We start from the raw sequence: 23,364 nt of genomic DNA on the forward strand, positions 1-23,364 counted from the left end.
GAAATACCGGAGGTGACGTGCGCCGGCCGGCGGAGCGCCGCGGTCGCCCGGTGCGGCGCGGATCAAACGGGAAATCCGAAGACGACCCCATGCCGCCTGCGCAGGCCCGCCCGCCTGGATACCCCGGGTGAGAGACATTTTGCCGTTAGACTCCACGGCGCAAACGTGGACAATGCTCTGACGCACGCCGCGTGCGCAGTGCACATCAAGATGCGCCAGGGGAAACAAATGCCGGTTGCCGGTCCGTCGTCCGAACCCATCATTCCAACTGTTCCGCTCACCGACCCATTGCGCGATTCGCTGCGCGCGATCGTGGGTGAGAAAGGCCTGATCGAGGACGAGCACGGCAAGCAGCCGTACGTGACGGATTGGCGCGGATTGCTGGCCGGAAGCGCCGGCGCCGTGGTTCGCCCCGGCAGCACCGAGGAAGTCGCGGCGGTGGTCAGGCTCTGCCACGAGCATGGGATCGCGATCGTCCCACAGGGTGGCAACACTGGCCTGATGGGCGGCGCCACGCCCTGGCCGGCGCACACCGGCATCGTGCTGTCGCTCGGCCGTATGAACCGCGTGCTGGATATCGATGCCACCGGCTACACCATGACGGTCGAGGCCGGCTGCGTGCTGCAGACCCTGCAGGAGACGGCAAGCCGGCACGACCGGTTTCTGCCCCTCAGCCTCGGCGCCCAGGGCTCGTGCATGATCGGCGGCAATCTGTCGACCAACGCCGGCGGCGTGCAGGTGCTCCGTTATGGCAATGCCCGCAATCTCGTGCTGGGGCTAGAGGTCGTGCTGCCGAACGGCGAGGTCTGGGACGGCTTGCGCGCGCTCAAGAAGGACAATACGGGCTACGATCTCAAGCACCTCTTCATGGGCGCCGAAGGAACGCTCGGCATCATCACCAAGGCCGTGCTCAAGCTGTGGCCGGCCCCGAAGGACGTCTGCACGGCGTGGCTGGCGATCCGGGATCCGCGCGCGGCGCTGGAGATCCTGTCGGAGGCCCACAGCGCATCCGAGGACAATGTCGGCTCCTGCGAGCTGATGAGCCGCGCCGCTGTCGACATGGTGCTTCGCCACATTCCCGGAACGCAGGATCCGCTCAAGGCGGACACGCCATGGTACCTGCTGCTGGAATGGTCGTCCGCGCGGGCGCGGCAGGACGGGACCGGCGGCATCGCCGAAAAGATGGAGCAGTTTCTCGCCGATCAACTCGATGCCGGACGCGTGATCGACGCGGTCGTCGCCCAGACCGGACATCAATCGCACAACATGTGGCGCATCAGGGAAAGCGTCGCAGAGGCCTCGCGCGCCGAGGGGCCGGGGCTGAGCTACGACGTCTCGGTGGCGATCTCCCGGATTCCGGAGTTCATCGATCTCGGGCTTAAGGCCGTGCTCGACATTCTCCCGACCATCCGGCCCTATCCTTTGGGGCACATCGGCGACGGCAATCTGCATTTCTCGTTCATGGCCCCGGTGGGCATGGACCAGCAGACGCTGACGCAATACAAGGCCGCCATCACGCGGGCGGTGAACGACCTTATCACCTCCATGGACGGCTCGATCTCGGCCGAGCACGGCATCGGCATCGACAAGCTGGACGAGCTCAGCCACTACCGCTCGAAGACCGAGCTCGACATCATGCGCACCATCAAGCGCGCGCTCGATCCGCAAAACATCATGAATCCCGGCAAGGTGCTGCGGCTGTGATGCACGCCGCGCACCTTCGCCATCGTCTTAAGCGCGGGGATTGACGACCGTATAGCCCCGCAGCGAGCGCGCGTGGATCCGCGTCGCGCGGCCGCCCGAATTGGCATCATACGCCATCCACATATCGCCTCCGAGGTGCTGCTCCAGCACGAAGACATGCCCGCGGCGCGCCGCGACCATTCCCGGCGCCGGCGCCGCGCGCGGAAAACGCAGCCAGTTCGACGCGAGATTCAATTCCGGCACGACGCGGCCGAACACGCGCAAGGACGCGCCGCAGCCGCAGAAGGACGACGGACAACCGGCCGGACGGCCGCCGACGACGCGATCGCCGGAGACGCTGATTGTCGTGGTGGAGCTACCTGCATCACTCACCGTCATCTGCATTGAGCGATAAGCCTGTAGCGGCTGCCTGGAAGCCCGCGTGCGCGTTTGCGAATACGAGAAGTCACAGGGCATGGTGACGTTGCATTCGGGCGCTTGAGAAATGCGATTGGGCCGCGCTTCGGAAGCGCCGGAGGCGGCGAGAAGGAGAAGACACGCAGAAACGACTTGCTTGATCATTGCAGGACTCTGAGCTGGAGGGTCCTGCCCCGCTGCGGAGAAACCAATATTGGTTTGACCGAAATGGGCCTAAAGGGCGGCAGAAAAGGACTTCTGCCTACGCCATTAACTTAGGTTATGTTCACATCGCGCGAAAGCCGAGCACGCGCGTGGACTCAACCGGGCTGCATGATCGCTGCCGCGATTTTCTCCGCCGACATCAACACGGGAAAGTTGGTGTTGGCGCACGGTACTACCGGGAAGATCGAGGCGTCGACCACGCGCAGGCCCTGGATGCCCTTGACGCGGCCCTGGTTGTCGACCACCGCCATCGGGTCGTCCGCACGGCCCATGCGGCATGAACAGGAGGCGTGCCAGACGCCGATGGTGGCCTTGCGCACGAAAGCCTCCAGGGCATCGTCGTCGTTCATGACCTGATCGAAGGTGAAGCCTTCGACCACGAAATTGTCGATCATGTAGTGGCGCAGCGCCGCCGGTCCGTCCATCAGGGCCGCGGCGATCGCGGTGAGGATCTTGTTCTTTGTATTGACCACGCCGATCCTGCGCACCTTGTCGGTGTAGGCGGCCGGAAACGGCTTGTCCGTCACCTTCCTGACGATGTCGCTCATCTGGATCGCCGCCATCTTGCGGAAGCCGCTCATCAGGCGATCGAGATCGCGCCGGTCGGACAACAGGTTGAACTCGACGATCGGCTCCGCGGAGGGATCGCGCGAGGCCAGCTTGACCTGTCCGGTCTCCGAATAGGTCTTGTTGACGAAGGTCAGCAGCGAGCCGATCTGCTCGCCGACCGCGTGCCAAGCCGACTTGGAGAGCAGGACGACGAACATGTCGCCCTTCGGTACCCCTGCAAGGCCCGAGGAGTAGCGCAGGCCGAGCTGCATGTGGCGCCTGGTGTGCTCGTTCATGCGCGCGCCGCGGCGAACGAAGGACGACAGTGAGATCGAGGGATGATCCATCAGGCGCTGGCCGACGCCCGGCAGGCCCATCAGCACGGGAATGCCCAAGTCCTTGAGATGGCCGACCGGCCCGATGCCGGCACGGAGCAGATGCGCGGGCGAATGGATGGCCCCGCTGGAGAGAATGATCTCGCGTCCGCGGAATTCCTGCTCGCGTCCGTCGACGACGGCCTTCACGCCGACGCATTGCGTGCCTTCGAACAGCAGCTCGCGCACCTGGGTATTGGTGGAGATGGTGAGATTGGCGCGCTTGCGGGTGTCGCGGTCGAGATAACCCATCGCGGCCGAGACGCGCTGCTCGGCCTGATTGGAGTGCGTCACCGGGAAAAAGCCGTCGACGAACTCGCCGTTCTGATCCGGCAGAAACTGATGGCCGGCCTGCTGGAAGGCTTCTGCGAATGCCTGGGAGTGCCTGGTCCAGTGCTCCCTGGGGATGCGGCGCACCGGGATCTTGCCGTCCTTGCCGTGATAGGGACCGTCGAAATCGAGGTCGCGCTCGACCTTCTTGAAGAATGGCAGCACCTCGTTCCACGTCCATCCTTCGGCGCCGCGCGCGTCCCATTCATCGTAATCGGTCGGTGCGCCGCGATTGGCCATCTGGCCGTTGATCGAGGAGCCGCCGCCGAGCACGCGCGCCTGCTCGTACTTGCGCAAGGGTGGCCGCGCCTCGTTCGGATTGTTGTGGCTGACGACCTGGGTCGTGACCTTGAGCTCGGTCCAATGGAAGCGTGGATCGAAATAGGCGGTGCCCGGATAGCTGTCCCGAATTTCAGCCGGCTCGTTGCCGGGCGGCGTGTCCTGTCCGGCCTCGCACAGCAGGACCCTGTTGGCGCTTCTGGCCGAGAGCCGGTGCGCCAGCACGGACCCCGCCGAGCCGCCGCCGACGATGATGAAGTCGTACACGATTGGCGTTTCCTGTTGTTCTTGTTGGGCGAGCTTAGCCCGTTATTGTTTTGCTATGGAAGGATCTTGAACTGCGTCGGCGCCCACTTCTCTCGTGTCCCGGACGCGCTGCAACGCCTTCGTGCATTTGCGGCGCAGAGCCGGGGCCCAGGAGGCGGCGAGCTCGCTGCTGCATGGGCCCCGGCTCTGCAGCGCACCGCTGAAGGAGCGGCGCGCTGCGTCCGGGGTCCGAGAGTCGTCTCTGGCAGACGGATGCGACAACATTGCGCTACGGCCGGATCGAAAAATTCTCCGGCGGCCCGGGCTTGCGCAGCGGCTCGGCGAGGCGCGCGAACTCGCACAGCAGCGATCGCGTCTTGCGGGGATCGATGATCTCCTCGACCCAGAATTTCTCGGCCGAGCGGAACGGCGAGCGCAGCTTGTTGAGGCGCTGCTGGATCTCCTCCAGCTTCGCGGCCTTGTCCTCGGCCGCATCGATGTCGGCGCGATAGGCGGCCTCGATGCCGCCTTCGAGCGGCAGCGAACCCCAATAGGCCGACGGCCAGGCGTAGCGGATCGAGAAGCGATCGGCCGGCTGGTGCACGACACCGGCGACGCCGAAGGCGTTGCGCAGGATCACAGTGCACCAGGGCACCGTGGTCTGGTTCACCGCGGCCATGGCGCGAACGCCGTGGCGGATGGTCGCCGCCTTCTCGGCATCGAGGCCGATCATGAAGCCGGGGCAGTCCATCAGGTAGACGATCGGCAGGTGGAAGGTCTCGGCGAAGTCGACCCAGCGCACCACCTTCTGGCAGGCATCCGCCGTCCAGGAGCCGCCATAGTGGAAGCTGTCGCTCGCCAGCACCATCACCGCCCTGCCCTCGAGCCGGGCCAGGCCGACGATAACAGGCTTGCCGAAATTCCTGGCGACCTCGAAGAACGAGCCCCTGTCCACCACGGATTCGATGATCGGCCGGATCTTGTAGACCTGCTTGCGGTTGCGCGGCACCGCGTTCATCAGCGCTTCGTCGCTGCGCTCCGGATTGTCGGTGCAGGGCAAGGTCGGCGGCAGCTCGTAGACCGATGACGGCAGGTAGGACAGAAAACGGCGCGCGCAGGCGAACGCCTCCTCTTCGGTGTCGACGGCATGGTCGATTGCGCCGGCGCGGGTCTGGATGTCGGCGCCGCCGAGCTCCTCCTTCGAGAGGTCCTGCCCCAGCGCCTTCACCACCGGCGGCCCCGCGACGAACATCGCGGACTTCCGCGTCATGACGGAATAGTGGCTGGCGGCAAGGCGCGCGGCTCCCAGGCCTGCCACCGAGCCGAGGCCGAGCGCAATCACCGGCACGCGCGACAGGTTCTCCGTCGTGAAGCGATACCAGCGCGTGCCGCCGATGCCGCCCGGCAGGTTGGCGGCGCCCTTGGTCTCGATGGTCTTGACCGAGCCGCCGCCGCCGGAGCCTTCGATGATGCGGACGATGGGCAGGCGCAAGTCGTGCGCCATCTCCTCGGCCATCAACGGCTTTGCCGAGATGGACGCATCAGCCGAACCGCCGCGGACCGTGAAATCGTCGCCGACCACGACCAAGGGCCGCCCGTCGACGCGGGCGCGGCCGAACACGCAGTTGGCCGGCGTCAATTTCTGCAATTCGCCGCCGGCATCGTACTCGCCGATGCCGGAGACGGCGCCGATCTCGTGAAAGCTGCCTTTGTCGGTCAGCTTGTCGATGCGCTCCCGAACAGTCAGCCGGCCCTGGTCATGCTGTCGCTTGACCTTGTCAACGCCGCCCATCTCCCGCGCGAAGGCTTCGCGCCGGGCGAGCTCGTCGAGTTCCGGCTTCCAGTTCATTCACTCCCTCCGAATGGATCGGCTTGTTATTGTTGTGCAGGGCCATTGCGACCGGCTTGCGCGGGATTCGGTTGTTGAAGACGTCACCTTCGGCGCCCTCGAGCAGGCCGCCGAGCGAACGACCGAGCTCCAGCATCAATGGCGCGACCTCGGCATGCAGCCGCTCTTCGTCATACATAGCCGAGAGCAGGCCGATCGTGATGACCACGAAGGTCTGGTACTGCGGCGACCATATCGGCAGCGCGAGACCGTTGATGTGCGGGCTCCACAGGCCGCAGGCCACGACATAGCCGCGCTCGCGCAGCATCTGCCGGTTGGCTTCGATGCGCGGCTTCAGGATCTTCGCCGCCTCGGGAGCCTCCCGCTCCATCTCCGCGATGAAAGCATCGCCGAGCTCCGGCGCCAGCGCCGCGGTGTAGGCCGCGCCGGCGGCGGTGGAGGCCATCGCGATGCGGCTGCCCGTGCCTTCGTGCAGGCCGAGTGCGGTCGCCGAGCGCGCGAACAGGAGATAGACGAGATGGAAGCGATCCGGAACGACGAAACCGACCGTGCCCGGCAATTGCTCGGCGACTTCCTGCAGCCGCTGGCGGATCATGCTGCGCAGCTGCGCGCCCTTCATCATCGTGGCGCTCATCGCGACCGCGCTCGGGCCGATGCGATATTTCTGATCGCGCGGCAGATAGACCAGTTGTCCCATCCGCGTCAGCGTGTGCGTAAGCCGCGACACCGTCGAGCGCGGCAGACCGCAGCGATTTGAAATCTCGAGATTGCCGAGCCTCGCCTCGTGGCCTTCGAAGCATCGCAACACGTCGAACGCGCGCGAGACCACCTGGATGACATCACCCTCGCCGGCATCGCCAGCGAGTGCGCCTTGCCTACTCAACCGCTCCGATCGTCGTCCCATGTTCCCTACCGTATGTTCCGCTCTGCGGAATTAAATTCCACTTGCAGACGACGCTACCTCAGGCATTTTGCGACGACAACAAAAAGGCGATGGCATGCCAGAAATTAAGATCGTCACGGAGATCGCGGGACGCGTCTGCGCAACTCCCGTGCAAGTTGGAGGAACCGTCGCGGATGGCGATGACGTTGTGGTGGTCGAAGCCATGAAGATGGAGATACCGGTGTCTTCGCCCGCAAGCGGCACGATCACGTCTCTGCTGGTGAAGCTCGACGACGTCGTGGCGGAGGGTCAGGCAATCGCGATCGTCGCGTGCTGAATGTTCTGTTCGGAGTTTGCGCGACAATCTGTCAGCCTCATTCCCGCATGCGAGGTACGGCGTTGCCATCGCCCGATCGCGGTGACATGATCTGTTGCAAACAAAACGTTGTTTCAAACAAAGAAAGAAATCTTCGCGGCAAAGCGAGGATGATGGGAGGGAAACATGCTTCGTGCGCTGCTCGTGCTCGCGCCTGCCTTGGTGGCAGGCATTTCTTTTGCGTCTACACGCTACTCGTTCGCCGAGGATCTCAAGCTGCCGGCGACGCTGGCCTTCACCGCCTATGACACCGGCACCGCCGGCTTCAACATCGCGGTCGGCGTCGGCAAGATGATGAAGGACAAGTACGGCACCGACGTGCGCGTGCTCCCCGCGGGCAACGACGTCGCCCGGCTTGCGCCGCTGCGCGCCAAGCGCGCCGTGTCCTCGGCGATGGGATCGGGCACCTATTTCGCGCAGGAAGGCGTGTTCGAGTTCGGCGCGAAGGAATGGGGACCGCAGCCGCTGCAGATCCTGCTCTCGTCGGTCGACTGCAATTGCGGTTCGCTCGGCGTTGCCGCCGACACCGGCGTGAAGGAGCTGAAGGACCTCAAGGGCAAGCGCGTCGGCTTCGTGGTCGGCTCGCCGGCGCTGAACCAGAACTCGCTCGCGGTGCTCGCCTTCGCCGGCCTGACGCAGAAGGACGTCAAGGTCGTCGAGTTCGCGAGCTACGGCGCGATGTGGAAAGGTCTGATCAACAACGACGTCGATGCCGCCTTCGGCACCACCATCACGGGCCCTGCCAAGGAAGCCGAGACCTCGCCGCGCGGCCTGATCTGGCCGCCGCTGCCCGCCAAGGACAAGGAAGGCTGGGCGCGGATGCAGAAGGTCGGCTCGTTCTTCTTCCCGCAGGTCGCGACCTGCGGCGCCGGCATCTCGCCGGAGAAGCCGGTCGAGCTCGGCAACTACCCCTACCCGATCTTCGTGGCCTACGCCTCGCAGCCGGCCGACCAGGTCTATGCGATGACCAAGGCGATGATCGTCAACTACGACGCCTACAAGGATTCCGCGCCCGGCGCCGGCGGCCTTGCCGCCGATCGCCAGACCAAGAACTGGGTGGTGCCGGTGCATCCCGGCGCGGTGAAGGCGCTGAAGGAGGCCGGGCAATGGAGCGATGCGCAGGAGGCGCACAACAACAAGCTGATCAAGCGGCAGGAGGTGCTCGGCGCGGCGTGGACCGATTACGGCAAGTCCAATCCGCCCGCGGATGACAAGGCGTTTCTCGAGGGCTGGATGAAGGCCCGCGCGGCGGCGCTTGCAAAGGCGGATATGCCGAACGGATTCGAGGAATAGAAGGTGGCGTTGTTGGGTTTGATGGCTGCCCCGCGAGAAGTGCGCTTCCTCTCCCGCTTGCGGGAGAGGATTGGGGAGAGGGTGTCTCCGCAATGGGACAATCCCCCAGAGGAGGAAGCCCTCACCCGCGCCGGAGCCTGTCATCGGGCGCGCCTTCCGCGCGACCCGGTGGGCGCGACCTCTCCCGCAAGCGGGAGAGGTTGACGAGCCTGCGGCCCGATCGAGTCAACCAACGTGCCGTCGCATAATTATCTGACCAGCCCAGACGCGGGATCGGTGATGTCTTCTGCCCCTACCTCTATCCCGCAAGACGCCGCCACGCGGGTCGTGTTCGACGATCCGCATGGCGCCGCCGCCAACCTGCAGGAAGCGGAGGTCACGCGCGTGCGCACGCTGCGCGGCCTCTGGCGCTGGATGCTGGTGGCCGCGACCGCGGCGACGATCTTGCTGTGCATCAACCAGCAATTCTCGCTGCGATTCTTCGTCGGCTACACCCAGCTCAACACCGAATATTTCTACCTCCTGATCGCGTTGATGCTGCCGTTCACGTTCCTGATTTTCCCGGGCACCGGGCGCGCGCCGCTCGACCGCATTCCCTGGTATGACCTCGTCCTGTTCGTCGCGACCTTCGCCGCCGCGCTGCTGCTGATGTCGAACGTACGCAAGGCGGCGGAGGCCGGCTGGGAATTCGGCGGCGCGCCGCACAACGTGATCGCCGCCGGCCTCGTGATGTGGGCGATGCTGATGGAGGCGCTGCGCCGCACCGGGGGCTGGAGCCTGCTGCTGAGCGTGCTGCCCTTCACCGTCTATCCGCTGTTCGCCGAGGCCGGCTGGCTCGGACCGTTCCGCGGCACGCAATCAACGCTGGAGCAGGCGACCGCCTATCACGTGCTGTCGGGCGAGAGCCTGCTCGGCATTCCGATCCAGGCCTTTGCCGACACCGTGATCGGCTTCCTGGTGTTCGGCACCGCACTGATGATGACTGGCGCCGGCAAGTTCTTCATCAACCTCGCCTTCGCGCTGTGCGGCACGTTTCGCGGCGGCGCGGCCAAGGTCTGCATATTCGCCAGCGGCCTGCTCGGCATGATGTCGGGCTCGATCATCTCGAACGTGTTGACCGCGGGAACCATGACCATCCCCGTGATGAAGAAGAGCGGCTTCCGCGCTTCCTATGCGGCCGCGATCGAGGCCTGCGCCTCGACCGGCGCGGTGCTGGCACCGCCGGTGATGGGCGCGACCGCGTTCGTGATCGCGCAGTTCCTCAACGTCAGCTACGCCGACGTCGCGGTGGCCGCGATCATTCCGGCCGTGCTCTATTACGCCGGCCTGTTCATGCAGGTCGATGCCTACGCCGCGCGCCACAAGCTGAAGGGCATTCCGCGCGCCGAGCTGCCGCGCGTCATGGATACGATCAAGGACGGCTGGTACTACGTCTTCGTCATCGCGCTCTTGGTCGTGATGCTGCTCTACTTCAAGCGCGAGAGCCATGCGCCATTCTATGCCACCGCGCTGCTGCTCGTGCTCAACCAGTTCTTCTCCAAGGACACGCGCTGGACGCTTGCGACCATCGGCAAGTTCCTCGAGGTCAACGGGCGCACCTTCGTCGAGCTCGTCGGCATCCTCGCCGGCTGCGGCCTGCTGATCGGCGCATTCTCGATGACCGGCGTGGTGTCGAGCCTTGCCAACGACCTCCTGCATATCGCCGGCGACAATCCCTTCCTGCTGCTGGCCATGTGCGCCCTGACCAGCCTGATCCTCGGCCTCGGGCTGACCACGACGGCCTGCTACATCTTCCTCGCCATCCTGGTCGCGCCCGCGCTGGAGAAGCTCGGGCTCAACCGCATGGCGGTGCACATGTTCATCTTCTATTGGGGCATGCTGTCGTCGATCACCCCGCCGGTCGCGATCGCGTCCTTCGCCGCGGCCGGCATCGCCGGCTCGCCGGCGATGAAGACCGGCTGGGAATCGATGTGGGTCGGCAGCATCATCTATTTCCTGCCATTCTTCTTCGTGCTCAATCCGGCGCTGGTGCTGCAGGGACCGAGCCCGTATCTGGCCGGCCTCGGCCTGATGGGGCTCGCGGCCTTCGGTACGCTGTTCATCTGCGGCGGCATTCAGGGTTACCAGCCTTTTGTCGGTGACTTGCGCGGCACCGGCGCGCTGGAATGGCCAATCCGCGTGCTGCTGGTGATCGGCGGCTTCGTGGTAGCCACGCCCGGCGGCGGCATCATGCCGCTGTCGCAGCTGCAGGTGACACTGCTTGGCCTTGCCATCCTCGTGCCCACCGTCTTGCTGGCGCTTGTGCTGGTCCGGCGGCAGACCATGGTACCGGACGGGTTGCGCGCCCCCTGATTGCGTTGCACAAGTGAGGCGATGACACCGCTCTCGCCTCTTGCAGCCGCCTGGACCCGCTCGAAACCGCCCTTGCTGCGGTTTCTGGACAATTGCCTCAACGAATTCTCTGCCGAAACTTCAGGCAGCGTTGCCGACTACATTCCCGAGCTGAGCAAGGCCGACCCTGCCTGTTTCGGCATCAGCCTCGCGACCCTGGACGGCCACGTCTACGAGGTCGGCGATTCCAGGGTGCCCTTCACCATCCAGTCGATGTCGAAACCGTTCGTGTTCGCGCTGGCGCTGGACCTGCTCGGCGCCGGCAGGGTCGAGCGCGCGATTGGCGTCGAGCCCTCGGGCGATCCCTTCAACTCGATCCGCCTCAACTCCGAGAACCACCCGTTCAACCCGATGGTCAATGCCGGCGCCATCGCCTGCACCGGGCTGATCCACGACAGCAAGGGCGCAGAAGCCTTCGAGCAGATCCGTCTCGCGCTCGGCCGCTTTGCCGGCCGCGAGCTCGCCGTGGACGAGGCCGTCTACGCTTCCGAAAGCCAGACCGGCGACCGCAACCGCGCCATCGCCTATCTCCTGAAGACCAACGCGGTGATCTCGGACGACGTCGCCGCCGTGCTCGACGTCTATTTCCGGCAATGCGCGGTGCTCGTTACCGCGCGCGACATCGCGGTGATGGCGGCAACGCTGGCCAATCGCGGCGTCAATCCGGTCACGGGCGAGCAGGTGCTGACGCCTTACGCGATCTCGCGCACCCTCTCGGTGATGACCTCGTCGGGCATGTACGACTATGCCGGCGAATGGATCTATCGCATCGGCATTCCCGCCAAGAGCGGCGTCGGCGGCGGCATCCTGGCCGCTCTCCCTGCCCGCCTCGGGCTCGGCAGCTATTCGCCAAAGCTCGACAAGCACGGCAACAGCGTGCGCGGCATCAAGGTCTGCGAGGCCCTGTCCTCGCATTACGACCTCCACATGCTCAACCGCAGCGACGATGCCCGCAACGCCGTCATCGCCGATTACGATATCGGCAAGAGCCCGTCACGCCGCGTGCGCCGGCCGCAGGAGCGCGAGATCCTGGCCGCGCACGAGCAGGAGGTACGGGTCATCGAGCTGGTCGGCACGCTATCGCTGTCGGCGGTCGACTACGTCTCGCGCCGGCTGGCCGGACGGCCGCGGCCGCAAATCGTCGTGTTCGACCTGCACCGTGTCACGTCCACCACCCGCGCGGGCGCGCGGCTGATCGCCGAAGCCTTCGAGGAGCTCGCGGCCCTGAACGTCACGGTGGTGCTGTCCGGCGTCAGGCGCGCCTCCAGGGAATGGGACAGCCTGCGGGAATGGACCGCCGAGCTGAAGAACGTCCGCGATTTCTACCTGCTCGACACCGCGATCGAATGGGCCGAAGACCAGATCGTCTACCGCTATGGCGGCTCGATCGACTTCCACGAAACCACCGAGCTTGCCGAGCAGCCGCTGCTTGCCGGGATGAGCGAGGAAGAGCTGACCGACCTCGCCTCGATCTGCACGATCCGAACCTATCAGGCCGGCGCCAAGATCATCACCACGGGAGATCCCGCCGAGTCCCTGTTCTTCCTGCGCAGCGGCGCGGTGCATGTCACGCTGCCCGACGGCGTGCGGCTCGCGACGCTGACCGCCGGCATGGCGTTCGGCGAGATGGCGCTGCTGGAGCCGACGCGCTCGGCCGACGTGTTCGCCGACATGGCGGCGACCGCGTTCGAAGTGCCGCTGAAAGCGTTCGAACGCTTCCGCAAGCAGCACCCGCGCGCCAGCGAGCGCGTCATGCGCAACCTCGCGCAGCTGCTCGCCGACCGCCTGATCGTCGCGAACGCGAAGGTGGATATTCTGACCTCGACGTGAGCGCGCGCCTCGTCCTTCGAGACGACCGCTTCGCGGTCTCCTCAGGATGAGGCTAAGCGGCATCTCTGCTCGTTGATACTGCTGCCGCACGCTCGATCCCCATCCTGAGGGCCCGCCAACGGCGGGCGTCTCGAAGGATGGGCCACTGAGAGATGCCTCAGCGGCTGGCCGCCTCGCTCAGCCGTCGCTTGATCTTCTTTGCGCTGGCTTCGAGCAGCGCCGACGGCTGCTGGCCGGTCGCGGCGCACAGGCAGGCCCAGTAGTAGATGACATCGCCGAGCTCATCGACCAGACCTGCCTTGTCGAGCCAGTCGTCGCGCAGCAGTTTCTTGATGTGATCGGCGACCTCGCCGGCCTCACCGGCGAGACCGAGGCCGAGATAGGACAGCCGCTCGTTGGACGGATGCTCACCGACCTTGGCAATGGTCGCGGCCCAGGCCGCGTACTCGTCGATCGTCATGAGCATCCCTCGCCGGGTCTTTGGGTCAGCCTACCACTTCGGTGACGGGTTGGAGATCGATTTCGAAGGTCTCCAGAAATTTCGAGGTCATGATGTAGAATCCGACCGAGAGCTGCAGCTCGACCAGCGCGCCCGGCGTCAGCTTCGACGCGATCGCCTTGAAAGTCGCATCGGTTGGCTTCCTCAGCTTAACGATCTCGTCGGTGAAGGCGAGCGCGGCGCGCTGCACCTCGTTGAAGCAGGTCGCCGCCTGCCAGTTCTCGAGCGCCTCGTTCTGCGCGTCGGTGACGCCGACATTCTTGCCGATCCGCTTGTGCGCGACGATCTCGTACGGCGCCTCGCACAAGATCCCGGTTCGGGTGATCGCGATCTCGCGGACAACAGGATCGAGTTCACCCTTGTGGCGGATCGCGCCCCCCAGCCGGCAATACTGTTCGAAGTAGCTCGGCGAGTGCGCCATCATGCGGAAGATGTTGGCGTTGCGGTTCTTGTCGAGGATCTCGCGGGTGCGGTCGGATGCCTTGGACGGGTCGCTGTACGGAATGCGGGCCATGATTTTCCTGAAGTTTTCCCAGAGCCTTTGATGCTTTTTGCAATTGCCGGCGAGAGTTCCTTGAAACTCTATTCTTGCGCCGACGCAGGAGCAACATCATCGAGTCAAATTGCCGCCGCATTGCTGATCGACCCTGAGACAATCGATATTCGCCGCGTGGGGACACGTCGCGGCGGGTACTTGAGAAGTGGGGTGTTCCGAGTAAAACAATTGGCCGTCGGGTGCGCTAGCCGCACAACGATGAGTCACGCCCAAGTCTAGGGAGAGAACGGCATGAAGGAAGCCACAAAGGGGGCGGCCTCGGGAGCGCTTGCGCATATGCTGGCGGTGACAGCGATGCTCGTCATCGCCAGCATCTTGTTCTACGGGCGCTAGTTGGAGTTTTAGCGTTTTCGTCATTCCGGGGTGGCTCTCGCACAGGCCAGGCCCAGAATACCCGTTCCAGGCTCGGTCGCATGACCGCCCCCGAATGACGAATCCCTCTACGTGTCCTTCGTGAAGAACGGCACGAGTCTGCCGGCAAACGGGCTGAAGCTCGCGATGACCGAATCGCCGATGGCGAGGTCATTCTCACCGTGCGCCATCATGCGAAAACCTTCGGCGCAATCGACCAGCAGGATGTTATAGGGCACGTGCGCCCGCGTCTCGGGCGTGGCGGCCCGGCAGACCAGCGAGGCCGCGTACACCGTGCCCTTGCCGCTGGCGCGCAGCACGCGGAGATCCGATTCTCCGCATGCCGCGCAGAAGGCCCGGTGGAAATACTGCACGTGCGCGCATGAGGTGCAGGCCTGGTAGGTGATGGCCGCTTCGCCCCTGGTCCAGTCCGCCGGAGAATCGCTCATCGCACCCGCTCCAGGAACATGCTCACGTGCGACGACAGCACGCCGCCGTCGCCATGCAGCAGCGCGATCGAGGCATCGCGCACCTGGCGGGCAGCCGCCCGCCCCGTCATCTGCAAATGCGCCTCGACCAGATGCGCCATGGCGCCGCCGACGCCGCAATGGCCGTAGCTGAGCAGGCCGCCATGGGTGTTCAGCGGCATCGCGCCGTCGCGGCCGAAATGACCCGATCGCACGCGGGCCGCGGCTTCGCCGCGACCGGCAAGGCCGAGGTCTTCCAGCAGCATCGCGAGCGTGATCGTGAAACTGTCGTAGATCGCGGCGTAACGCACATCGGAGATCGCAAGGCCGCAAGCCTGCTTGGCGCGCGCGATGGAGATCTCGGCGCCGAGCTCATGAAGCGCGGGCGCGGCCGTGACATGCTGATGGGTATGCGCCTGGGCGCAGCCGCGGATGCACACCCCCGCCTCTCCGGTTGGCTCGCGGCTGATGACGAAAGCCGCGCCGCCGTCCGACACCGGGCAGCAGTCGAGCAGCTTGAGCGGCATCGCCACCGGCTTCGAGGCCATGACGTCGACGACCGTGATCGGATCGTGGAATTGCGCGCCGGGATGGGTGCAGGCGTGCTTGCGCATCAGCACCGCGAACTCGGCGAGGTCCTGTTCGGTCACGCCGTATTCGTGCATGTAGCGGTTGGCGACGAGGCCGTAATAGGCGGGAATGGTCGGCCCGAGCGGCACCTCGTAGTCGGGATGGCCGACCTGCGCCAGCGCCTGGATCGAGGCATCGCGGCTCTGCCCGGTGAGGCGGTTCTCGCCGGCGACGACGAGCACGTGGCGCGCCACGCCTGACGCGACGAGATGATGCGCCAGCATCGTCATCGCGAGGCCGGTGGCGCCGCCGACCTGCACGGCGTGGGCATAAGCAGGGCGGATGCCGAAATGCTCGGCGAACACGGTCGCCAGCATGATGTGGGGCGAGACGGTGGAATAGCCGCAAAGAATGCCGTCGATGTCGCTCCGCTTGAGGCCGGCATCGTCGAGCGCGGCTTGCGCCGCCTTGCTCATCAGGTCGAGCGAGGACGAGCCCTCGTGCTTGCCGAACGGCGTGAGGCCGACGCCGGTGACGAAGCTCATGCTCTCTCTCCGCTGTCATTCCGGGGCGGCCCGAAGGGCCGAGCCCGGATCTCGAGATTCCGGGTTCGATGCTGACGCATCGCCCCGGAATGACGGATGAGAGACTCATCGTCATGCCCTACTCCGGCGCCGACCGCGTCACGCCGTCGCGGACCATGGCGGCGATCTCGTCGGCGGAATAGCCGAGCTCGCGCAAAATCTCCGCGCCGTGCTCGTTGAGCCGCGGCGCCAGCCGCACCGGCTCGGCCTCGGTCTCCGACCAGGTTGCCGTCACCTTCATGCTGCGGATCGGGCCTTCCGTCGGATGGGTCACGACCGGAAAGAAATTCGTCGCCTCCAGATGCGGATCGTGAAGGATCGAGGCAAGGTCATGCATCGGCATCACCGGCACGTCGGCCTTGGTCAGCAGCTCGATCCATTCGGCCGTGCTGCGCGTCTCGAAGATGCGCGCGAGCTCGGCATAGACGACGTCGATGTTGGCGGCGCGCCCCGCGAAGGTCGCGAATTTGGGATCGGCGCGCAGGTCGTCGCGTGCCGTCGCCTTGAAGAAGTTCTCCCACTGCTTGTCGTTGTAGACGATGACGCTGAGATAGCCGTCCGAGGTCTTGTAAGGCCTGCGGTCGCGCGAGAGGTGGCGGGCATAGCCGCCCTTGTCGAGCGGCGGCTCGTAGGTGAGACCGCCCATGTGGTCGCCCATGACGAAGCCGGCCATGGTTTCGAACATCGGGATGTCGACGCGCTGGCCGCGGCCGGTGCGGTCGCGATGCACCAGGCTGGCGCAGATCGCGCCGACGGCGGTGAGGCCGACGATGCGGTCGACCAGCGCGTTCGGCACGTAGCGCGGCACACCGTCGCCGGTCTGCGCCATCAGCGCCGGAAGGGCCGTGGCGCCCTGGATCAGATCGTCATAGGCGGGCTTTGCGGCATAGGGCCCGTCCTGGCCGAATCCGAACACGCCGGCATAGACCAAACGCGGATTGATGGCGGACACGACATCGTAGCCGAGCTGAAGCCGCGCCATCGCCTGCGGACGGACGTTGTAGACGAGCACGTCGGCGTCCTTCAGGAGCCGCAGCACGGCCTCGCGGCCGGCAGGCTTCTTCAGGTCGAGGCAGATCGAGCGCTTGCTGCGGTTGGTGTTGAGGAACACCGGGCCCATGCCGGCGTGGCGCGTCGGGCCAATCAGCCGGGTGACGTCGCCGTCGAGCGATTCCACCTTGATGACGTCGGCACCATAGTCTCCGAGCATCTGGGTCGCATAGGGCCCCATCAGCACGGTCGTCATGTCGATGACCTTGACGCCCTTCAGCGGCCCCATCGTTCGCTCCCGATTGCGCAGGGCTCAAGGCGCGGCCCCGCGAATTCGGTCCAGCTAAAGACAGTGGGGCCGTGCGCGCAAGGGCGGCCGGCGTATGGCCGCATGCGCCGCGCGGCGATACCGGCCGCTATTTCTTCTGGCGGGATTCGCGGATCCTGAGCAGCCGGTCGAGCTCGTCGTTCTGCTGGCTGATCCGGTCGGCGATGCGCGACTCGCTCTGCTCGCCCGAGGCGGCCGCGGCCTGCTCGATGAGCTGGCGGATATTGTCCTCGAGGATCGCGATGCGATCGTTGAGTGCGTCCATCGACAGCGAGTCTTCGTAGTCAGTGCCCATGATGCGTTCCCTGCAAGTCAATCAGGAGCTTTAAGGGCCCCCGGCGTCCCCACCATGATCTAGCGCAAAGGTCGTAGGGTGGATTAGCCGCAGGCGTAATCCACCAACTCTGTCTCCGCGGAGACAGAAAAAAGTGGGTTACGCCCAGCAGATGCACTTCGCGCATCTGCAGGGCCAACCCACCCTACAAGGCTTATTTCAGCGGCTCCAGGATGGAGACGTAGTTGGCGACCGCGGCCCCGCCCATGTTGAAAATGCCGCCGAGCTTGGCGTTCTTGAGCTGCATGCCCTCGGGAGCCTGACCGGCGAGCTGCATCGCGGTCATCACGTGCATGGAGACGCCGGTGGCGCCGATCGGATGGCCCTTGGCCTTGAGGCCGCCGGACGGGTTGACCGGCAGCTTGCCGTCCTTGAGCGTCCAGCCTTCCTTGATGGCGCGGGCGCCCTGCCCCTTCGGCGTCAGGCCCATCGCTTCATATTCGATCAGCTCGGCGACCGTGAAGCAGTCATGGGTCTCGACGAAGGAGAGATCGGACAGCGTCACGCCCGCCTTCTCCAGCGCGCGCTGCCAGGCGACGGTGCAGCCCTCGAACTGGAGGATGTCGCGCTTGCTCATCGGCAGGAAGTCCTGGGCATGCGCGGTGGCGCGGAAGCCGATCGACTTGGCCATGCCCTTGGCGGTCTCGGCGTCAGCCAAGATCAGCGCCGCGGCACCGTCGGACACCAGCGAGCAGTCGGTTCGCTTCAGGGGGCCGGCGACGTAGGGTTCTTCTCGCTCTCGGCGCGGCAGAAGTCGAAGCCGAAATCCTTGCGCATCTGGGCGAAAGGATTGGCGACGCCGTTCTTGTGGTTCTTGGCCGCGATCAGCGCCAGCGCATCGGACTGGTCTCCGTATTTCTGGAAGTAGGAGCTGGCGATCTTGCCGAAGACGCCGGCAAAGCCGCCGACGGTGTCGCCGTCCTCGGGCAGATAGGAGGCCTTGAGCAGGTTCTTGCCGATTTCCGCGCTGGGGGTGCGGGTCATCTGCTCGACGCCGACGACGAGAACGATCTTGGCGGCGCCTGCGGCAATCGCGCGCAGGCCCTGATGCACGGCGGCAGATCCCGTGGCGCAGGCGTTCTCGACCCGGGTCGCCGGCTTGAAGCGCAGCTTCGGATCGGCCTGGAGCACCAGCGAGGCGGTAAAATCCTGCGGCGAGAAGCCGGCGTTGAAATGGCCGAGCACGATCTCGTCGACATCGCCGGCCGAAATGCCGGCATCCGCCAGCGCCTCATTGGCAACACGGGTGACGAGGCTTTCGACGGTCTCGGTGTCGAACTTGCCGAACGGCGTATGCGCCCATCCGACGATGCTGGCGGTCATGGTCATCTCTCCCTGGGGGTCTTGTCCTGAGCTAAGTCTTAGCCCACGGATGGCAAGACTTCACGCAGCTTTCAGGGCTTTCAGGGTGCGCTGGCAGATGGCAGTTATGCCGGCCCAGTTCCCGGCCCGGATCTCCGCCGTCGGGCACAGCCAGGAGCCCCCGACCGCGACCACGTTGGGTTCGGCGAGCCAGCTCGCCGCATTGGCCTCGCCGATGCCGCCGGTCGGGCAGAACCGCACGTTCGGGAACGGACCGCCGAGCGCGCGCAGGCCCTTGATGCCGCCGGCCTGCTCGGCCGGGAAGAATTTTGCGACGTCGAAGCCGTGCGCCAGCGCCATCATCAGCTCGGACGCCGTGGCAATGCCCGGCGCGAACGGCAGGGAGCTGTGGGTGGCGGCCTCGAGGAGATCGGGGGTCAGGCCCGGGCTGATGCCGAACGCGACGCCCAGCTTCTCGACGCGGGTAAAGTCGGCCGGATTGAGGATCGTGCCGATGCCGACGACAGCCTCGGGCACTTCGGCCATCATCGCCCGCGCCGCCTCGATCGCAACTGACGTGCGCAGGGTCACCTCCAGCGTGCGGATTCCGCCGGCAACCAGCGCGCGCGCCAGCGGCACCGCGTCCTGGATGCGCTCGATGGTGAGGACGGGAATGACGGTCGCGTCCCTGAACAGCGCGACGAGGTGGTTCTGTTGGGCAGTCGTGGGCATGGAATCTCGATTTCACTTGGTCGCTTGACGCGTGGGCGCCGGCCGGTGCCGCTTCTTCGGCGGCATGGCATATCCCGGAATGATGGCGCCGGGATAGCAGATCACGAGGCTGGCGAGGCGATGCCCGGCCTGGGCGGCCTCGACCGGATCGGAACCGGCGAGCCGGGCGGCAATGTAGGCGGCAGCAAAGCTGTCGCCGGCCGCCGTGGTGTCGACGACCGGCCTGGACATCGGTTCGGCGCGGACCTCGTGGGTAGCCCCGGGGAAGCGCAGCAGGCTGACCGGCTCGGCAAGGCGGAACACCAGCTCGGGCGCCGGGATGCGCGCCATCAGCTGGTCGTTACTCTCGCCGGGAAAGAGCGCGAGCAGATCCTCGGTCGAGGTCAGCACGATGTCGGCGGCCGCAAACGCCGACGCGAACACCTCCCGCGCGACGTCGCGGTCCGGCCATCCCCGCGCGCGGAAATTGGTGTCGAACACGAAGCGGGTGCCGAGCAGGCGCGCGCGCCTGATCGCCGCGAACAGGCGCTCGCGTCCCGGCGCATCGTAGATCGAGAGCGTGATCGCGGAGAGATAGACGATGTCGTAGCTCATCAGCGAATTGAGCAGCTCGTCGGTCTCCGGCAGGTTCATCAACTGGCGCGCCGCCGCGCTGTCGCGCCAGTGAAAGAACTGGCGCTCGCCTTTGGCGTCGAGCTGGATCATGTAGAGGCCGGGCAGCTTGCCTGCGATCCGCACGACACGCCTCGTGCCGACACCTTCGCTCATCCAGGCCGCGATCATCTCGTCGCTCAGGGCGTCATCGCCGAGCGCGGTGAGATAGTCGACCTTCACCTCGAGCCGCGCCAGATAGACGGCAGTGTTGAGGGTATCGCCGCCGAAGCCGCGTGAATAAAGCCCGCCGCCCTGCCCGGCGGACGCCCCGCCCTGGGCCTGCCGGAGCTCAACCATGCATTCGCCGATGCAAGCAACGCTCGCCATCACCAAGCCCGCTCAGTCAGAGATCAGGCGACGAAATTGCCGCCGAGCTCGTCTTCGATGTGAATGCGGATGATATCGTCGAATGTCTTCTCGGCGGTGGTGAAGCCGAGCTCGAGCGCCCGCTTCGGGTTGAAATTGCGCGGCCAGCCGCCGACGATGCCGACGATGAAGGGATCGGGCTCGCGCTTGATGCGGGCGGCGACCTTCTCACCGGCAACGCGCTTCAGGGCCGCGATCTGCTCGCCGACCGTGGCCGACAGGCCCGGCATGGTCAGGTTGCGGCGCGGGCCGACGGCGGCGAGATCCATGGTGCCAGCATGGAGCAGGAAGCCGACGGCCGAACGCGGCGTGGCGTGCCAGTGGCGGACATCCTCGGACACCGGGAGCACCGCTTCCTTGCCGGCCAGCGGCTCGCGCAGGATGTTGGAGAAGAAGCCGGAGGCCGCCTTGTTGGGCAGGCCGGGCCGGATGCAGATGGTCGGCAGGCGAATGCCGATGCCGTCGAGGAAGCCGCGGCGCGAATAGTCAGCCAGCAGCAATTCGCCGATCGCCTTCTGCGTGCCGTAGCTGAGCAGCGGGGTGTGGAAGAACTCGTCACCGATCGCATCCGGGAACGGCGCGCCGAACACCGCGATCGAGGACGTGAAGACGACGCGCGGCTTGTAGCCGCCGCCCACGAGCCTGATCGCATCGAGCAGCATCCGCGTGCCGTCGAGATTGATACGGTAGCCCTTGTCGAAATCGAGCTCGGCTTCGCCGGAGACGATCGCAGCCAGATGGAAGATCACGTCCGGACGGCCGGCGATCAGCTTCTCGGCGGCGCCCGGCACGGCGAAATCGCCCGACATCGTCTCGACGGGGAAACCGGCCTTCTCCGGCTGCTTCGGCTCGACCACGTCATGCATGGTCAGCTTCGCGATGTCGCTCTTGCCGAGCCGACCGTCGCGGAGCAGCCGTTCACAGAGTTTGCGGCCGACCATGCCGGCGGCGCCCAGAACCAGAATGTGCAAGAGCTCAACTCCTTGTCATCGGCCGGAGCGCGCCGCTCCTGGCGCGCCCTCGGCAAAGCCCGCGATCATTCCTTCACGGCGCCGGTCATCGCGGACACATAATGCTCCACGAAGAAGGCGTAAAGGATGACGAGCGGCAGCGAGCCGGCCAGGGCTCCCGCCATCAGCGAGCCCCAGCGGTAGATGTCGCCGTCCACGAACTCGTTGACGATCGCGACCGGCACCGTCTTGTTGCTGGTCGACTGCAGGAACGTCAACGCATAGATGAACTCGTTCCAGCACAGCGTGAAGCAGAAGATGAAGGCCGAGATCAGGCCGGGAATGGCGAGTGGCAGCACGATCTTGATCAGGATCTGCCAGCGGCTCGCCCCGTCGATCAGCGCGCATTCCTCGAGCTCGAACGGGATGGTCTTGAAATAGCCCATCAAGAGCCAGGTCGAGAACGGGATCAGGATGGTCGGATAGGTCAGGATCAGCGCCAGCGGCGAGTCGAACAGGCCGTACTGAAACACGACGGTGGCAAGCGGGATGAACAGGATCGACGGCGGCACCAGGTAGGCGAGGAAGATCAGCCCGCCGACGAGATTGGCGCCCTTGTAACGCAACCGCACGATCGCGTAGGCCGCAAACACCGATGCGACGATCGAGAGAATGGTGGCGCAGATCGCCACGTACATCGTGTTCCAGAGCCAGTACGGATAGTAGCTCTCGAACAGCAGCTTGTGGAAGTGCTTGAAGGTCGGATTCCAGGTCCAGAACGGGTTGTACTTGTCGAGGTCGAGCAGCTGCTCGTCCGGCTTCACCGAGGTCAGCGCCATCCAGTAGAACGGAAACAGGAGGACCACGACGATGATCGCGAGCGGCAGGTACAGCGTCACGAGCCGGCGCGGCACCGACTGCAGGTAGCTCATGCCCTCGCTGTTATCGACCCGCGCGGACGCCGACAGGACGCCCTTGAGATCGACCTTGGAGGCAGGAAGATCAGTCATTGTTCTCTCCCTGTTGCCACTTGCGGCGCTGCAGGCCGAACCAGGACACCATGATCGCAGCGAGCAGGAATGGAATCATGGCGCTGGAGATCGCCGCGCCCTCGCCGAGCTGCCCCGCGATGATCGCACGCTGGTAGGACAGCGTCGCCATCAGATGGGTGGCGTTGACCGGGCCGCCGCGCGTCATCGCCCAGATCAGCTGGAAGTCGGTGAAGGTGAACAGCACCGAGAAGGTCATGACGACGGCGATGATCGGGGTCAGCAGCGGATAGGTGATGTAGCGGAAATTCTGCCACCGCGTCGCGCCGTCGAGCGTCGCGGCCTCATAGAGCGACGGCGACACCGTCTGCAGGCCGGCGAGCAGCGTGATCGCCACGAACGGCACGCCGCGCCAGATGTTGGCGAAGATCACGCAGATGCGTGCCCAGGTCGTGTCGCCGAGGAAGTTGATGTTCTGATCTATCAGTCCCAGATGCCTCAGAGACCAGGAGATGATCGAGAATTGCGAATCGAAGATCCACCAGAACGCCAATGCCGAGAGCACCGTCGGCACGATGAAGGGGATCAGGACCATCGCGCGCAGCATCGCCTTGAACGGCATGTTCTCGTTCAGCAGCAGCGCGAGATAGAGCCCGATCGCGAATTTGAGGGCGCTGGCGACGAAGGTGTAGAGCAGCGTGTTGAACACCGACAGCCAGAAGATGGAATCGTCCCACAGCCACTCATAGTTCTCGGTGCCGACGAATTGCCCGACCCTGCCGATGCGGGTGTCGGTGAAGGACAGCCAGATGCCGAGCCCCAGCGGATAGGCCAGGAAGAAGATCAGGAACGCCATGGCCGGCACCATGAACCAGAAGCCGAGCCAGTTGCGGTTGTGTTTGAGCTGGGTCCAGGCGCCGCCCTCGCTCATCTGAGGCTTGGCCCTGGGAATTGCGACATCAGCCAT

At 65.4% G+C, this 23,364-nt stretch carries 20 protein-coding genes and 1 pseudogene; 5 read left to right on the forward strand and 16 right to left on the reverse strand.

The annotated features are described in order from the left end of the window. Positions 1-228: 228 nt before the first annotated feature. Positions 229-1,704 (forward strand): FAD-binding oxidoreductase, encoded by a 1,476-nt coding sequence (locus ACETMP_RS10410; RefSeq protein WP_375160868.1) that lies wholly within the window; start codon positions 229-231, stop codon positions 1,702-1,704. Positions 1,705-1,731: 27 nt separating this feature from the next. Here the strand turns inward: ACETMP_RS10410 and ACETMP_RS10415 are convergent, their stop codons facing one another. The 4 genes from ACETMP_RS10415 to ACETMP_RS10430 form a co-directional block, all read right to left on the reverse strand. Next, positions 1,732-2,265, reverse strand: a complete 534-nt coding sequence (locus tag ACETMP_RS10415; protein ID WP_375160869.1) for a hypothetical protein — start codon at positions 2,263-2,265, stop codon at positions 1,732-1,734. A gap of 155 nt (positions 2,266-2,420) precedes the next feature. Then, positions 2,421-4,124 (reverse strand): GMC family oxidoreductase, encoded by a 1,704-nt coding sequence (locus ACETMP_RS10420; protein ID WP_375160870.1) that lies wholly within the window; start codon positions 4,122-4,124, stop codon positions 2,421-2,423. Between the two features lie 268 nt (positions 4,125-4,392). After that, positions 4,393-5,952, reverse strand: a complete 1,560-nt coding sequence (locus ACETMP_RS10425; protein WP_375160871.1) for an acyl-CoA carboxylase subunit beta — start codon at positions 5,950-5,952, stop codon at positions 4,393-4,395. After that, a complete protein-coding gene (locus tag ACETMP_RS10430; RefSeq protein WP_028135780.1) occupies positions 5,882-6,856 on the reverse strand; it encodes an IclR family transcriptional regulator in 975 nt (324 codons plus the stop codon). Before ACETMP_RS10430 ends, ACETMP_RS10425 begins: the two co-directional genes overlap by 71 nt. Before the next feature lie 94 nt (positions 6,857-6,950). Here ACETMP_RS10430 and ACETMP_RS10435 point away from each other — a divergent pair, with 94 nt between their 5' ends. The 4 genes from ACETMP_RS10435 (at position 6,951) to glsA (ending at position 12,725) form a co-directional block, all read left to right on the forward strand. Then, positions 6,951-7,172, forward strand: a complete 222-nt coding sequence (locus ACETMP_RS10435) for an acetyl-CoA carboxylase biotin carboxyl carrier protein subunit (protein ID WP_257194100.1) — start codon at positions 6,951-6,953, stop codon at positions 7,170-7,172. A 165-nt stretch (positions 7,173-7,337) separates the two neighbouring features. Beyond that, complete coding sequence (locus tag ACETMP_RS10440; protein ID WP_375160872.1) at positions 7,338-8,504, forward strand: TAXI family TRAP transporter solute-binding subunit; 1,167 nt, start codon at positions 7,338-7,340, stop codon at positions 8,502-8,504. A gap of 279 nt (positions 8,505-8,783) precedes the next feature. Next, positions 8,784-10,856, forward strand: coding sequence for a TRAP transporter permease (locus tag ACETMP_RS10445; RefSeq protein WP_375160873.1), 2,073 nt, complete (start codon positions 8,784-8,786; stop codon positions 10,854-10,856). A 21-nt stretch (positions 10,857-10,877) separates the two neighbouring features. After that, positions 10,878-12,725: a glutaminase A gene (gene glsA / locus ACETMP_RS10450; protein WP_375160874.1), complete on the forward strand. Its 1,848-nt coding sequence runs from the start codon at positions 10,878-10,880 to the stop codon at positions 12,723-12,725. 157 nt (positions 12,726-12,882) lie between these two features. Here glsA and ACETMP_RS10455 read toward each other — a convergent pair whose 3' ends face one another. The 12 genes and pseudogenes from ACETMP_RS10455 to ACETMP_RS10510 all read right to left on the reverse strand — a co-directional run bounded on the left by ACETMP_RS10455 (position 12,883) and on the right by ACETMP_RS10510 (position 23,328). Further along, positions 12,883-13,185, reverse strand: coding sequence for a nucleoside triphosphate pyrophosphohydrolase family protein (locus tag ACETMP_RS10455; protein WP_257177843.1), 303 nt, complete (start codon positions 13,183-13,185; stop codon positions 12,883-12,885). Positions 13,186-13,210: 25 nt separating this feature from the next. Further along, positions 13,211-13,738 carry a carboxymuconolactone decarboxylase family protein gene (locus tag ACETMP_RS10460; RefSeq protein WP_375160875.1) on the reverse strand — a complete coding sequence of 176 codons (528 nt, stop codon included), beginning with the start codon at positions 13,736-13,738 and terminating at the stop codon, positions 13,211-13,213. Between the two features lie 482 nt (positions 13,739-14,220). Further along, positions 14,221-14,580, reverse strand: a complete 360-nt coding sequence (locus ACETMP_RS10465; protein WP_375160876.1) for a Zn-ribbon domain-containing OB-fold protein — start codon at positions 14,578-14,580, stop codon at positions 14,221-14,223. Next, positions 14,577-15,713 (reverse strand): thiolase family protein, encoded by a 1,137-nt coding sequence (locus ACETMP_RS10470; protein WP_375160877.1) that lies wholly within the window; start codon positions 15,711-15,713, stop codon positions 14,577-14,579. The genes ACETMP_RS10465 and ACETMP_RS10470 overlap by 4 nt, the downstream gene beginning before the upstream one ends. A 118-nt stretch (positions 15,714-15,831) precedes the next feature. Then, the gene (locus ACETMP_RS10475) at positions 15,832-17,031 is read right to left on the reverse strand and encodes a CaiB/BaiF CoA transferase family protein (RefSeq protein ID WP_375160878.1); all 1,200 of its coding nucleotides are present in this window, start codon (positions 17,029-17,031) and stop codon (positions 15,832-15,834) included. Positions 17,032-17,158: 127 nt separating this feature from the next. Beyond that, on the reverse strand, positions 17,159-17,365 hold the full coding sequence (locus tag ACETMP_RS10480) for a hypothetical protein (RefSeq protein WP_375160879.1): 207 nt from the start codon (positions 17,363-17,365) through the stop codon (positions 17,159-17,161). Between the two features lie 193 nt (positions 17,366-17,558). Next, positions 17,559-18,727 (reverse strand): annotated as a pseudogene (locus ACETMP_RS10485) (acetyl-CoA acetyltransferase). A 60-nt stretch (positions 18,728-18,787) separates the two neighbouring features. Continuing rightward, the gene (gene eda, locus ACETMP_RS10490) at positions 18,788-19,438 is read right to left on the reverse strand and encodes a bifunctional 4-hydroxy-2-oxoglutarate aldolase/2-dehydro-3-deoxy-phosphogluconate aldolase (RefSeq protein WP_375160880.1); all 651 of its coding nucleotides are present in this window, start codon (positions 19,436-19,438) and stop codon (positions 18,788-18,790) included. A gap of 12 nt (positions 19,439-19,450) precedes the next feature. Next, positions 19,451-20,419 (reverse strand): sugar kinase, encoded by a 969-nt coding sequence (locus ACETMP_RS10495; protein WP_375160881.1) that lies wholly within the window; start codon positions 20,417-20,419, stop codon positions 19,451-19,453. Positions 20,420-20,442: 23 nt separating this feature from the next. Next, positions 20,443-21,429, reverse strand: a complete 987-nt coding sequence (gene denD, locus ACETMP_RS10500) for a D-erythronate dehydrogenase (RefSeq protein WP_375160882.1) — start codon at positions 21,427-21,429, stop codon at positions 20,443-20,445. Positions 21,430-21,494: 65 nt separating this feature from the next. Then, a complete protein-coding gene (locus ACETMP_RS10505) occupies positions 21,495-22,418 on the reverse strand; it encodes a carbohydrate ABC transporter permease (RefSeq protein WP_375160883.1) in 924 nt (307 codons plus the stop codon). Beyond that, positions 22,411-23,328 carry a carbohydrate ABC transporter permease gene (locus ACETMP_RS10510; RefSeq protein WP_080672162.1) on the reverse strand — a complete coding sequence of 306 codons (918 nt, stop codon included), beginning with the start codon at positions 23,326-23,328 and terminating at the stop codon, positions 22,411-22,413. Before ACETMP_RS10510 ends, ACETMP_RS10505 begins: the two co-directional genes overlap by 8 nt. Positions 23,329-23,364 lie beyond the last annotated feature (36 nt).

It is taken from the genome of Bradyrhizobium dasycarpum (genome assembly GCF_042019905.1).
GTDB lineage: Bacteria > Pseudomonadota > Alphaproteobacteria > Rhizobiales > Xanthobacteraceae > Bradyrhizobium > Bradyrhizobium japonicum_B.

Bases quoted from the DNA above. Each gene is read 5' to 3' on its own strand.
- ACETMP_RS10440 (WP_375160872.1), top strand. From the start codon at position 7,338: ATGCTTCGTGCGCTGCTCGTGCTCGCGCCTGCCTTGGTGGCAGGCATT.
- ACETMP_RS10445 (WP_375160873.1), top strand. From the start codon at position 8,784: ATGTCTTCTGCCCCTACCTCTATCCCGCAAGACGCCGCCACGCGGGTC.
- ACETMP_RS10415 (WP_375160869.1), bottom strand. From the start codon at position 2,265: ATGATCAAGCAAGTCGTTTCTGCGTGTCTTCTCCTTCTCGCCGCCTCC.
- ACETMP_RS10410 (WP_375160868.1), top strand. From the start codon at position 229: ATGCCGGTTGCCGGTCCGTCGTCCGAACCCATCATTCCAACTGTTCCG.
- ACETMP_RS10505 (WP_375160883.1), bottom strand. From the start codon at position 22,418: ATGACTGATCTTCCTGCCTCCAAGGTCGATCTCAAGGGCGTCCTGTCG.
- ACETMP_RS10510 (WP_080672162.1), bottom strand. From the start codon at position 23,328: ATGAGCGAGGGCGGCGCCTGGACCCAGCTCAAACACAACCGCAACTGG.
- ACETMP_RS10435 (WP_257194100.1), top strand. From the start codon at position 6,951: ATGCCAGAAATTAAGATCGTCACGGAGATCGCGGGACGCGTCTGCGCA.
- ACETMP_RS10460 (WP_375160875.1), bottom strand. From the start codon at position 13,738: ATGGCCCGCATTCCGTACAGCGACCCGTCCAAGGCATCCGACCGCACC.
- ACETMP_RS10430 (WP_028135780.1), bottom strand. From the start codon at position 6,856: ATGGGACGACGATCGGAGCGGTTGAGTAGGCAAGGCGCACTCGCTGGC.
- glsA (WP_375160874.1), top strand. From the start codon at position 10,878: ATGACACCGCTCTCGCCTCTTGCAGCCGCCTGGACCCGCTCGAAACCG.
- ACETMP_RS10480 (WP_375160879.1), bottom strand. From the start codon at position 17,365: ATGGGCACTGACTACGAAGACTCGCTGTCGATGGACGCACTCAACGAT.
- ACETMP_RS10465 (WP_375160876.1), bottom strand. From the start codon at position 14,580: ATGAGCGATTCTCCGGCGGACTGGACCAGGGGCGAAGCGGCCATCACC.
- ACETMP_RS10425 (WP_375160871.1), bottom strand. From the start codon at position 5,952: ATGAACTGGAAGCCGGAACTCGACGAGCTCGCCCGGCGCGAAGCCTTC.
- ACETMP_RS10455 (WP_257177843.1), bottom strand. From the start codon at position 13,185: ATGACGATCGACGAGTACGCGGCCTGGGCCGCGACCATTGCCAAGGTC.
- ACETMP_RS10475 (WP_375160878.1), bottom strand. From the start codon at position 17,031: ATGGGGCCGCTGAAGGGCGTCAAGGTCATCGACATGACGACCGTGCTG.
- ACETMP_RS10495 (WP_375160881.1), bottom strand. From the start codon at position 20,419: ATGGCGAGCGTTGCTTGCATCGGCGAATGCATGGTTGAGCTCCGGCAG.
- eda (WP_375160880.1), bottom strand. From the start codon at position 19,438: ATGCCCACGACTGCCCAACAGAACCACCTCGTCGCGCTGTTCAGGGAC.
- ACETMP_RS10470 (WP_375160877.1), bottom strand. From the start codon at position 15,713: ATGAGCTTCGTCACCGGCGTCGGCCTCACGCCGTTCGGCAAGCACGAG.